An 11,237-nucleotide genomic window follows, 5' to 3' on the forward strand; every position below is an offset into this window, starting at 1 on the left:
AAGTCCAGCGCGTTGCGCGACGGCGGGGTGTCCACCACCACCAGGTCCCAACGATCCTCGGCCAGTAGCTGGCCCAGCTTCTCCATCGCCATGTATTCCTGCGTGCCGGCCAGCGAGCTGGCGACCGTCTGATAGAACTGGTTGTCCAGAATCGCTTGCGCCCGGCCGTTTCCGGAGTACTGGACCACCATTTCGTCGAACGTGCGGCGCATGTCGAGCATCATCGCGTGCAACTCGCCGCGAACCTCAGGCGCCAGGGGCACCCGCTGCGGGGTGTTGCCGAGGTCGTTCACCCCCAGTGCCTGGGCCAGCTACTGGCCGAGGATCGTTGGGACCTGGTGGTGGTGGACACCCCGCCGTCGCGCAACGCGCTGGACTTCCTGGACGCGCCGAAACGGTTGGGCAGCTTCATGGACAGCCGGCTGTGGCGGCTGTTGCTCGCGCCCGGCCGCGGCATAGGCCGATTGGTCACCGGCGCAATGGGTTTGGCGATGAAGGCGATGTCCACTGTGCTCGGTTCACAGATGCTGAGCGACGCGGCGGCTTTCGTGCAATCGCTGGACGCCACCTTCGGCGGTTTCCGGGAGAAGGCGGATCGCACTTACGCGCTGCTGAAGAGGCGCGGCACGCAGTTCGTGGTGGTGTCGGCGGCCGAACCCGACGCGCTGCGCGAGGCCTCGTTCTTCGTCGACCGGCTGTCCACCGAAGGCATGCCGCTCGCCGGGCTGGTGTTGAACCGCACTCACCCGACGTTGTGCTCGTTGCCCGCCGAGCGGGCGATCGACGGAACCGAAACGTTGGCGGCCGAGCCGGATTCGGAGGCGGCCTCGCTGGCCGCGGCGGTGCTCAGGATTCATGCCGACCGCGCGCAGACCGCCAAGCGGGAGATCAGGTTGCTGTCGCGGTTCACCGGCGCCAACCCGCACGTGCCGGTGATCGGCGTTCCCTCGCTGCCGTTCGACGTCTCGGACCTCGAAGCGCTGCGCGCGCTCGCCGATCAGATCACCTCGGACGGTGACGACGCGGCCCGCCCCGCAGCCCAAGGGCCCCTGCGCTAGGTGCCCGGTCGGGCCGCTGGGTCAGCCGACGCTGCGGGTTCTCCTCTTGTCGAAGAAGTCCGACCAGGACACCACTTCCGGGTGCTGCTTGAGCAGGGCCCGACGCTGACGCTCGGTCATGCCACCCCAGACGCCGAACTCGACTTTGTTGTCCAGCGCGTCCGCCCCGCACTCCTGCATAACCGGGCAGTGGCGGCAGATGACGGCGGCCTTGCGTTGGGCGGCCCCTCGAACGAAGAGCTCGTCCGGGTCCGTGGTTCGGCACAGTGCTTTGGAAACCCAGGCGATCCGTTCTTCGGCATCAACGCTGCGGAGTACCCCTTGTGCGGCCGCAATGTTTGTCCTACGCGCCGCAGGCCGTGTTCCTGACACGAACTGTTCCCTTCCCTACCGGCCGCTCTCACGACCGCCCTCCTGGGGTGCAGATCCACACCTGCGATCTACGCCACACTGTGTACATCGGTGTTACCTGAATCTCACCGTGTGTCTAAGTTAGGTGGTCAGCTGCCAATTGCGCAACAGTCCGATAACGCTTTTTTTGGGACGGCCGTCCCGTCTCGTCTCAAAAGGGTAGGCGATCGAAGTGATCTTGCACACGTGCGCCGGGGTCCGCCCACTGACGCACGCGCAAATTTTATCGCACTCGCGGCGGTAAAGCGCTGGTCAATGACGGGGGCAAAAAGTGGGTGAACTCGCAGCGTGGTGGCGTGACTGGAGGCCGCTACTGTAGTAGCCATGTCAGACCGCCCCCCGGCCCTTCTCACGATTTTGAAGCTTGCCGGGTACTGCTTGCTGGCCGGCGTCGTTGCCACGGCACTGATGTTTCCGTTCGCGGGCGGATTGGGACTGGTGTCCAACCGGGCGTCCGAAGTCGTCGCCAACGGCTCGGCCCAACTTCTCGAGGGTGAGGTGCCCGCGGTGTCGACGATGGTCGACGCGAAGGGCAACACCATCGCCTGGCTGTACTCCCAGCGCCGCTTCGAGGTGCCCAGCGACAAGATCGCCAACACGATGAAGCTGGCGATCGTGTCCATCGAGGACAAGCGGTTCGCCGATCACAACGGGGTGGACTGGAAGGGCACGCTGACCGGGCTGGCGGGCTACGCGCGCGGCGACGTCGACACCCGTGGCGGTTCGACCATCGAACAGCAGTACATCAAGAACTACCAGTTGCTGGTGACGGCGAAGACCGACGCGGAGAAGCGCGCCGCCGTGGAAACCACCCCCGCCCGCAAGCTGCGCGAGATCCGGATGGCGCTCACGCTGGACAAGACCTTCACCAAGCCCGAGATCCTGACCCGCTACCTGAACCTGGTGTCCTTCGGCAACGGTTCATTCGGCGTGCAGGACGCGGCCCAGACCTACTTCGGCATCAACGCCTCGGACCTGAACTGGCAACAGGCGGCGCTGCTGGCGGGCATGGTGCAGTCGACCAGCGCGCTGAACCCCTACACAAACCCCGATGGTGCGTTGGCGCGGCGAAATCTGGTGCTGGACACCATGATCGAAAACATTCCCCAGGAGGCCGACGCGCTGCGCGCCGCGAAGGCCACCCCGCTGGGTGTGCTGCCGCAGCCCAACGAGTTGCCGCGGGGCTGCATCGCGGCCGGCGATCGCGCCTTCTTCTGCGACTACGTCCAGGAGTATCTGTCCCGCGCCGGCATCAGCAAAGAACAGGTGGCCCGCGGCGGCTACCTGATCCGCACCACGCTGGACCCGGACGTGCAGATCCCGGTCAAGGCTGCCATCGACCAGTTCGCCAGCCCGACGCTGCCCGGCATCTCCAGCGTGATGAGCGTGATTCAGCCCGGCAAGACGTCGCACAAGGTGATGGCGATGGCGAGCAACCGCACCTACGGCCTGAACCTCGATGCCGGGGAAACCATGCGACCGCAGCCGTTCTCGCTCGTCGGTGACGGCGCGGGATCGGTTTTCAAGATCTTCACGACGGCCGCCGCCCTGGACATGGGCATGGGCATCAACGCCACGCTCGAGGTGCCGGGGCGATTCCAGGCCAAGGGCATGGGTAGCGGCGGGGCCAAGGGCTGCCCCAAGGACACCTGGTGCGTGGTCAACGCCGGCAACTACCGCGGGTCGATGAACGTGACCGAGGCGCTGGCCACCTCGCCGAACACCGCGTTCGCCAAGCTGATTCAGCAGGTCGGGGTGACCCGCACGGTGGACATGGCGATCAAGTTGGGCCTGCGCTCCTACGCTGATCCCGGCACCGCCCGCGACTACAACCCCGACAGCAACGAGAGCCTGGCCGACTTCGTCAAACGGCAGAACATCGGCTCGTTCACCCTGGGTCCCATCGAGGTGAACGCGCTCGAGCTGTCCAACGTCGCCGCCACGCTGGCCTCGGGCGGCACGTGGTGCCCGCCGAACCCGATCGACAAGCTGATCGACCGGCACGGGAACGAGGTCGCGGTGACCACCGAGACCTGCGATCAGGTGGTGCCGGAGGGCCTGGCGAACACCCTGGCCAACGCGATGAGCAAGGACGCGGTGGGCGGTGGCACGGCCTCCGGCTCCGCCGGTGCGGCGGGCTGGACGCTGCCGATGTCCGGTAAGACGGGCACCACCGAGGCGCACCGATCCTCCGGCTTCGTGGGATTCACCAACCACTACGCCGCGGCGAACTACATCTACGACGACTCCACGACGCCGACGGACCTGTGTTCGTCGCCGCTGCGCCATTGCGGCGAGGGCGACCTCTACGGCGGTAACGAGCCGGCCCGCACCTGGTTCACGGCGATGAAGCCGATCGCCACCAATTTCGGGCCCGTGCAGTTGCCGCCGACCGATCCCCGGTACGTCGACGGGTCGCCCGGGTCGCGGGTGCCGAGCGTCGCCGGCCTGGACATCGACGCGGCCCGTTCCCGCCTCAAGGAGGCCGGCTTCCAGGTCGCCGACCAGAACAACTTCGTCAACAGCACCGCCAAGCAGGGCGAGGTGGTCGGAACCACGCCGAGCGGCGCAACGATCCCGGGGTCGATCATCACGATCCAGGTCAGCAACGGCATCCCGCCGGCTCCGCCGCCGCCGCCCGAGGGCGGGCCGCCGCCGGTCGGGTCGCAGGTGGTGGAGATCCCGGGTCTGCCGCCGATCACCATCCCACTGCTCGCACCGCCGCCGCCGCCCGCGCCGGGGCAGCCGCCCCCGTAGGCGACCATCTTCGGTGCTGTGGCGCAAGGTATGCGTTGCCAAAGCGCAACCGGCAGTAGGCTGCCAGCATGGCTGATGTTTTGCCCACGCTGATACGCGCCGGTGCCGCCGCACTCGGTTCGGCCGTCGCCGGCATCGGTTACGCCGCCGTCGTCGAGCGCAACGCCTTCGTCCTGCGCGAGATAACCATGCCCGTCTTGGCGCCGGGTTCCACGCCGCTGCGGGTGCTGCACATCAGCGATCTGCACATGCTGCCCAACCAGCGCCGCAAACAGGCTTGGCTGCGCGAGCTGAGCAACTGGGAACCCGACCTGGTGGTCAACACCGGCGACAACCTGGCCCACCCCAAGGCGGTGCCCGCGGTGGTGCAGGCCCTCGGCGATCTGCTGTCGCGGCCGGGCGTCTTCGTGTTCGGCAGCAACGACTACTTCGGCCCGCGGCTGAAGAACCCGCTGAACTATCTGACCAACCCGTCGCACCGGATCTACGGTGAGCCGCTGCCCTGGCAGGACCTGCGGGCGGCCTTCACCGAGCGCGGCTGGCTCGACCTCACCCACACGCGGCGCGAGTTCGAGGTGGCCAGCCTGCACGTCGCCGCCGCCGGCGTCGACGACCCGCACATCGACCGGGACCGCTACGAGACGATCGCGGGCCCGGCCAGCCCGGCCGCAAACCTGCGGCTGGGGCTGGTGCACTCCCCCGAGCCCCGGGTGCTGGACCGCTTCGCCGCCGACGGCTACCAACTGGTGATGGCCGGACACACCCACGGTGGCCAGGTCTGCCTGCCGCTCTACGGCGCCCTGGTGACCAACTGCGGCCTGGACCGGACCCGGGCGAAGGGACCGTCGCGGTGGGGCGCGAACATGCAGCTGCACGTCTCCGCCGGCATCGGCACCTCACCGTTCGCGCCGGTGCGCTTCTGCTGCCGGCCCGAGGCCACCCTGCTGACGTTGATCGCCACCCCGATGGGCGGCCGCGATTCGGCCAGCGACCTAACCCGTTCGCAGCCAACAGTTTCGGTGCGTTGACCGAGCGGACCCGGATTGCGGTTCGCAGCCGCTCGCGGTGCTGGACGGACAACGCGGTCCGGCTGATCCAGGCCGACGCCCGGCGCAGCGCCGACACCCACCTGCTGCGCTACCCGCTGCCGTCGGCATGGGGCTCGGACGGCCCCGGCGCTCAGGTGGCGCTGTACCTCAAAGACGAGACCACGCACATCACCGGCAGCCTCAAGCACCGGCTGGCACGCTCCCTGTTCCTGTATGCGCTCTGCAATGGCTGGATCGACGAGGGCACCACGGTGGTCGAGGCCTCGTCGGGTTCGACGGCGGTGTCGGAGGCGTATTTCGCGGCCCTGCTGGGCCTGCCGTTCGTCGCCGTGATGCCGGCATCCACCAGCTCGGCCAAGGTGGCGCTGATCGAAGCACAGGGCGGCCGTTGCCATTTCGTGCAGAACTCTGCTGAGGTGTACGCCGAGGCCGAGCGCGTCGCCCGCGACACCGGCGGGCATTACCTGGACCAGTTCACCAACGCCGAACGCGCCACCGACTGGCGGGGCAACAACAACATCGCCGAGTCGATCTTCGAGCAGATGGCCGAGGAGACGCATCCCATCCCGGAATGGATCGTGGTCGGCGCGGGCACCGGCGGCACCAGCGCGACGATCGGCCGCTACATCCGCTACCGCCGGCACGCGACCCGGCTCTGCGTCGTGGACCCGGAAAATTCCGCGTTTTTTCCCGCCTACGCCGACGACCGCGACGACGTCTTGATGCCCACCTCGTCTCGGATCGAGGGCATCGGCCGGCCGCGGGTCGAGCCGTCGTTCCTGCCCGGAGTGGTCGACCGCATGGTGTCGGTGCCGGACGCGGCGTCCATCGCCGCCGCCCGCCACGTGAGCGCCGTCCTGGGGCGCCGCGTGGGGCCGTCGACGGGCACCAACCTGTGGGGCGCCTTCGGCCTGCTCGCGGAGCTGGTGGCACAGGGGCGCAGCGGTTCGGTGGTCACGCTGATCGCCGACAGCGGGGACCGCTACCACGACACCTACTTCAGCGACGAGTGGGTCAGCGCGCAGGGACTCGATCCGAGCGGTCCCGCCGAGGCACTGGCGCAATTCGAGCGGTCCTGCGTGTGGCAATAAGCCGCCACGCCGCGGTTTGGCCAGCCGATGGGGCGGTGCGATAGGCTGTCGGAGCTTCAAGCGGGGTGTGGCGCAGCTTGGTAGCGCGCTTCGTTCGGGACGAAGAGGCCGTGGGTTCAAATCCCGCCACCCCGACCCAGTTGTATTAGCTGGCGTGACAGCAAGACGCCGAGTTCAACGCTGCGGCGTCGCCGCTTTGCCGTTAAGCTCTGCCCGCATGGCGCTGGTAAACCCGCCGCCCGGGCAGGGCGAGCAACGCGGGGTCAGCCCACAGGTCACCGAATTTGCTGATTCCCCGGCGCCGGCCCGCAGCCCGGGCCACCCCACCCTGGCGGAGGTCGCACGGCGACAGCAGGAGATCCGGGCGTGGGAAGCGCTGAACGTCGGTGGCTACCGATTCGCCAAACCCGGCACCATCATCGGCGCGGTGATCTCCGCCGTGCTGGTGGTTCTCGTGGTGACGCCCCTCCCGCCGAACTGGCCGTGGGACATCCCGACGATGATCCTGGCCGTCTTCACAGCGGTGGCGACCGTGACCTGCGGCCTGTTGTGGTTCGACAACCCGCACCCCGCTCCACGCCCCGAACCGCTGGCGATCGTGCCGTTCTCGCGGGCGGAAAACCTGCGGCTGATGGGAGACCAGCCCGTCGAGCCCTACCGCGCCATCTGCACCTGCCCCGGCTGTGGCGACGTATCCGCGCACCTGATCCGCGAACCCGTCAAGAGCGAGCCGGACTGGGCGATGGTCACCCGGCATTGCGCCGTGTGTCAGCGCGAGTGGGCGCAGTCCTGAAAGAGGTTGTGCGCCAACGATTCAACCCCGGCGGTGTCAGGCGCAGTCGGCGCAGATGGACATGTCCCCGTTCGAGCTGTGCAACCGGCTGCGGTGCTGCACCAGAAAACAGCTCGAGCACATGAACTCGTCGGAACGCTGAGGAATCACCGTCACCGACAGTTCCTCGCCGGACAGGTCGGCGCCGGGAAGCTCGAAGAAATGCACGTCGTTGGGATCCTCGTCGACCACCGTGGTGGCGGATCCCTGCAAGGTCGGGGCAAGCTCGCCTATCGGGGACTTGTCCTGAGTTTCGGTGTCCGAGACTCGGCGTGCGTCGTAGTCACTCGCGGTCGGCATGGCAGTTCCTTCCTGCTGATGAGCCCGGGTTGACGCACTTTCCTGTACTCACCCGTGGCGCAGGCAGTACCCCATTCAGGCGCGAGTTACACCGACCGGTCCGAAAAAGTCACGCCGCCGGACATTGAGCCGCCTCAGCCGCCTGGCGATCGAGGGGTAATGCGCGAGGGCCAGGCCCAACCACGGCGCGACGACCGACACGATCAGCGCGACGATCGCCGCGCCCTCGTGCCCTACCAGCAGCTCGAACAGCCCGATTGCCAGACTTACGGCCCAGACCGCCACGGCAGCGAGGCCGAGCATGGGGAATTCACGCTCGTACCCGACCGAGTAGTTTGCTGCTCGTAACGAAACGGGCGCGACCATGATCGGCTTTTACCCCGTCATGGTCGCGATTAAACGTCTCGGCGGGCGGATTCGCGCTGTCCGGTGTTCGTTAGCTCACAGCGGTCAACTGGTCGGCGGCGGGGCGGGCTCATCGGAATGCGCGGCGTGCCAAGCGAGTTCGGCGACGCGCACCCGTCGGTGCGTGCGCAGCAACCAGACCGCGCTCGCCGCTCCGAGCAAGGCGGCAAGGATCACGGCCGTCAAGCCCGCCGCGAAATGCCGGGTGGCCAGCGCGAACAGACCGACGATCAGGGCGACCACAGCGACGGCTGAGCCGGCCAGGCCGGGCGCGTTCGCGCCGTATGTGACGGTTTCGCCGGCGTGCTGGCGGGCGGTCCGCTGGTGATCGACCGGGTCGGCCTTGTGGTGATTCAACGTCACTCCTCGTGAGAAAGTCTGGGTAACAGGGTGATTCGTGCGGCAGGCGGCAGCCGTTCGGGCCGCCGGCCGACCCGGCGGCTAACGAGCCGCGGATCACGCTTCGCGGTTACCCGCCGCCCCCGAACCCAAACGACGGGGTGTCAGCCGGCCCGGGCCTGGGTATGCCGCGCAGATGAAACCCGCCGTTTTGTTCGACGTCGACGGAAGCCTGGTCGACTCCAACTATCTTCACGTCCACGCGTGGCTGCGCGCCTTCGACACCGAAGGCCTGCCCGTGACCGCCTGGCAAATCCACCGGTGCATCGGCATGGACGGCTCGACGCTGGTGCGAACGCTTTCCAACGACGCCCCGGACGAGGTCCAGGAGCGGCTGAGCGACGGACACAGCCGCTACTACCGGGAGAACACCCCGCTGCTCGCGCCGCTACCCGGTGCCCGCGCGCTGCTGCACCGCGTCGCCGAACTGGGGCTCCAGGTCGTGCTGGCCACCTCGGCACCCGACGACGAGCTGGAGATCTTGCGCAAGGTCCTCGACTGCGACGACGTCATCTCCGAAACGACGTCGTCGCAGGACGTCGACACCGCCAAGCCCGCACCCGGCATCGTTCAGGTCGCGCTGGATCGGGCCGGGGTGGATGCCGAACATGCGGTGTTCGTCGGGGATGCCGTGTGGGACGCGCACGCCGCGGCGGGCGCCGGGTTGCCCTGCATCGGTCTGCTCAGCGGCGGCATCGCGCGCGAGGAGCTGCAGGCGGCGGGCTCGGCACCGGTCTTCGCCGATCCACAAGACCTGCTCGACCATCTGGACTCGACCCGCATCGCCGAACTCGCACTACATGCCGCGGGTGCGGAGCAGAATCGGTAGCAGCCACCAGAACAACGTGAACAGCGTCAGCGCACACGCTCCCGCGATCAGGGCCGGGCTGCGGCCGGCCACCGCGGCGAACACGATGGTCGTCACTCCGGTCAGCGCGAGGCCGAGCAGCGCCAGCCCGGCGTACGCGCAGCGGTGCGCGGCGGACACCAGCACCTGGAGACGATGGCGCCGGAAGAGCATCCGGTGCATGCCGACCGGCGCGATCAGCAGCACTGTCGCGCCCACCGAGCACCCCACCGTCGCGAGATAGGCGTCGCGCAGGACCGGGGCGAGAACGTCGAAACGTTGCTGGAACGGCAGGGTCAGCAGGAAACCGGTGAGCAGCTGCACACCCGTCTGCACGACGCGCAGCTCCTGCAGCAGGCTGTTCCAATTGCGGTCCAGCCGTTGGATTTCGGTTTCGCCACGCTCGTGGCTGTCCCACCGCTGGTCGTCTTGCGGATTATCGACGTCCATAGCCGTGATCATCGCACCTGTCGGATGCGTCAGCGCTGTTTCACGGCGAAGGGTCGCGAAATTCGTTATCCGCTTTCGGGAAGTGAATTGATTTCGGCGCCCGCCAATTTGGTAATCGCATATCGCGTCGGGACGGCGACACTTCGTCAAAAACGTTGTCGCGCAATCGCGCGCAGCGGCAATTACCGGCTGATGTTGTCGTCCCGCACCGCGGTCAACGCGTCGTCCAGCGTCGGGTACAGCGGGAACGTCCTGTCCAGCCCGGTCAGGTGAATCGGCCGCCTGGTCGCCGGGCCGCGCGCAACCACCCCGTACCCCGTCGCCGTGCCCAGCTTCTCGTACGTCGCCGCCAGGATCTTCAGACCGACCGAACCGAGGAACTCCACCGCGGAGAGGTCGATGACCAGTGCCGTTGGACTCTCCGCGACAACCGCGCCAATGGCCTGTTCCAGGGCCGGCGCCGTGACCAGATCGATTTCGCCGCTGACACTGACCACGGACACTCCATCGTGGTCCTCAACCAGCGTGGTAATCGAATCAGGAGCTGACAATGGCGATCCTTTGTCCTGGGCTTCAGGTGTGCTGCAAGCCTAGCCTGCGTTGCGAACTGCGAGAAGAATATGCCCTCAACACCTGCCCCGCGACAACCCAGGCTAGTCTCGCAAAATCGAGCCTGCACATAGCGGGGCCCGGACCGGCACTCGGGAGGCAACATGTCAGATTCGCCGGCGGAGTTCAGCGGCGCGGGCGCCACCGCGCAGGCGGCCACCATTTCCAGCGAGGGCCTGCTGCCGCAACTCGTCCAGCACCTGCGGCAGAACCGCACCGTGCTGCGCGAGGAGTGGGCACGCAGGATCACCGAGGCCGAACTGCTCACCGCGATGACGCCGGAGGAGCTGTTCTCCGAGGCGACCGCCGTCTACGACAACTACGTGGAGGTGCTCGAGACCGGTAGCGTCGAGGCGCTGCAGGCCTACGCGCGCGACCTGTCCGAGCGCATCATTCCGCGGGGCGTGGAAACGGACGAGGTCGTCGGCATCGTGTTGTTGCTGCGTGACGTGCTCGCGCGCTCGTTGTTCGAGAAGTACCAGACCGAATTCGAGATGCTCAATCGGGTTCTGGACGCCTACGAACCGGCGGCCAACCGCATCGCCAACACCGTGGCGGTCAGCTTCGTGCAGGAACGCGAGCGCATCATCCGCCAGCAGCAGGAGGCCATCCGCGAGCTGTCGACGCCGGTGCTGCAGGTGCGCGAGCAGTTGCTGATTCTGCCGATCATCGGTGTGCTCGATTCTCAGCGCGCCCGTCAGGTCACCGAGCAGCTGCTGAGAGCCATCCGCGCGAACCGCGCGAAAGTGGTGGTCATCGACATCACCGGTGTGCCGACCATCGACTCCACGGTGGCCAACCACCTGGTGCAGACGGTCGACGCGTCGGGCCTGATGGGCGCGAGCGTCATCATCACCGGCCTATCCTCCGAAATCGCGCTGACGCTGGTGACCATCGGCTTGGACCTGTCGAAGATGAACGCCGTCGGCGACCTGCAGGGCGGCATCGAGGAAGCCGAGCGCCTGCTGGGCTACGAGGTCACCCGCACCGGCGAGCAGCCGGGATAGCTACGAGGAACACGAGCGCGTC

General features: G+C 67.5%; 12 protein-coding genes, 1 tRNA gene and 2 pseudogenes. 8 read left to right on the plus strand and 7 right to left on the minus strand.

All coding sequences use genetic code 11. The annotated features are described in order from the left end of the window. Positions 1 to 212: pseudogene (locus tag A5697_RS03500) on the minus strand (ArsA family ATPase); the annotation flags it as partial. Between the two features lie 87 nt (positions 213 to 299). Between A5697_RS03500 and A5697_RS03505 the strand changes: the two are divergent. Beyond that, positions 300 to 1,058, plus strand: a pseudogene (locus tag A5697_RS03505) (ArsA family ATPase); the annotation flags it as partial. Positions 1,059 to 1,079: 21 nt separating this feature from the next. On the opposite strand, the gene A5697_RS03510 reads toward A5697_RS03505, so the two are convergent. Further along, complete coding sequence (locus tag A5697_RS03510) at positions 1,080 to 1,430, minus strand: WhiB family transcriptional regulator (protein ID WP_067943293.1); 351 nt, start codon at positions 1,428 to 1,430, stop codon at positions 1,080 to 1,082. A 363-nt stretch (positions 1,431 to 1,793) separates the two neighbouring features. On the opposite strand from A5697_RS03510, the gene ponA2 reads away from it, so the two are divergent. From ponA2 to A5697_RS03535, 5 genes are all read left to right on the plus strand, one after another. After that, the gene (ponA2, locus tag A5697_RS03515) at positions 1,794 to 4,226 is read left to right on the plus strand and encodes a transglycosylase/D,D-transpeptidase PonA2 (protein WP_067943291.1); all 2,433 of its coding nucleotides are present in this window, start codon (positions 1,794 to 1,796) and stop codon (positions 4,224 to 4,226) included. 68 nt (positions 4,227 to 4,294) lie between these two features. Then, positions 4,295 to 5,254 (plus strand): metallophosphoesterase, encoded by a 960-nt coding sequence (locus A5697_RS03520; RefSeq protein WP_068008037.1) that lies wholly within the window; start codon positions 4,295 to 4,297, stop codon positions 5,252 to 5,254. After that, positions 5,251 to 6,366, plus strand: coding sequence for a PLP-dependent cysteine synthase family protein (locus A5697_RS03525; RefSeq protein WP_068008040.1), 1,116 nt, complete (start codon positions 5,251 to 5,253; stop codon positions 6,364 to 6,366). Before A5697_RS03520 ends, A5697_RS03525 begins: the two co-directional genes overlap by 4 nt. A 61-nt stretch (positions 6,367 to 6,427) precedes the next feature. Next, positions 6,428 to 6,501 (plus strand) — tRNA-Pro (locus A5697_RS03530). Between the two features lie 82 nt (positions 6,502 to 6,583). After that, positions 6,584 to 7,159 carry a hypothetical protein gene (locus A5697_RS03535; protein ID WP_068008042.1) on the plus strand — a complete coding sequence of 192 codons (576 nt, stop codon included), beginning with the start codon at positions 6,584 to 6,586 and terminating at the stop codon, positions 7,157 to 7,159. 36 nt (positions 7,160 to 7,195) lie between these two features. Here A5697_RS03535 and A5697_RS03540 read toward each other — a convergent pair whose 3' ends face one another. The 3 genes from A5697_RS03540 to A5697_RS03550 form a co-directional block, all read right to left on the minus strand. Beyond that, positions 7,196 to 7,498, minus strand: coding sequence for a DUF4193 domain-containing protein (locus A5697_RS03540; protein WP_067943283.1), 303 nt, complete (start codon positions 7,496 to 7,498; stop codon positions 7,196 to 7,198). Between the two features lie 75 nt (positions 7,499 to 7,573). After that, positions 7,574 to 7,864, minus strand: a complete 291-nt coding sequence (locus tag A5697_RS03545; RefSeq protein ID WP_068008045.1) for a hypothetical protein — start codon at positions 7,862 to 7,864, stop codon at positions 7,574 to 7,576. 84 nt (positions 7,865 to 7,948) lie between these two features. Then, positions 7,949 to 8,266 carry a hypothetical protein gene (locus tag A5697_RS03550; RefSeq protein ID WP_067943280.1) on the minus strand — a complete coding sequence of 106 codons (318 nt, stop codon included), beginning with the start codon at positions 8,264 to 8,266 and terminating at the stop codon, positions 7,949 to 7,951. 172 nt (positions 8,267 to 8,438) lie between these two features. Here A5697_RS03550 and A5697_RS03555 point away from each other — a divergent pair, with 172 nt between their 5' ends. Continuing rightward, positions 8,439 to 9,131, plus strand: coding sequence for an HAD family hydrolase (locus A5697_RS03555; protein WP_068008048.1), 693 nt, complete (start codon positions 8,439 to 8,441; stop codon positions 9,129 to 9,131). Here the strand turns inward: A5697_RS03555 and A5697_RS03560 are convergent. Further along, a complete protein-coding gene (locus tag A5697_RS03560; RefSeq protein ID WP_067943276.1) occupies positions 9,099 to 9,599 on the minus strand; it encodes a DUF6328 family protein in 501 nt (166 codons plus the stop codon). The genes A5697_RS03555 and A5697_RS03560 overlap by 33 nt on opposite strands. A 182-nt stretch (positions 9,600 to 9,781) precedes the next feature. After that, positions 9,782 to 10,150, minus strand: a complete 369-nt coding sequence (locus tag A5697_RS03565) for an STAS domain-containing protein (RefSeq protein ID WP_231971968.1) — start codon at positions 10,148 to 10,150, stop codon at positions 9,782 to 9,784. 162 nt (positions 10,151 to 10,312) lie between these two features. On the opposite strand from A5697_RS03565, the gene A5697_RS03570 reads away from it, so the two are divergent. Beyond that, positions 10,313 to 11,215: an STAS domain-containing protein gene (locus tag A5697_RS03570; protein ID WP_067943273.1), complete on the plus strand. Its 903-nt coding sequence runs from the start codon at positions 10,313 to 10,315 to the stop codon at positions 11,213 to 11,215. The last annotated feature ends 22 nt before the right edge of the window (positions 11,216 to 11,237 follow it).

The sequence above is a fragment of the Mycobacterium sp. E3251 genome (assembly GCF_001666835.1).
Classification (GTDB): Bacteria; Actinomycetota; Actinomycetes; order Mycobacteriales; family Mycobacteriaceae; genus Mycobacterium.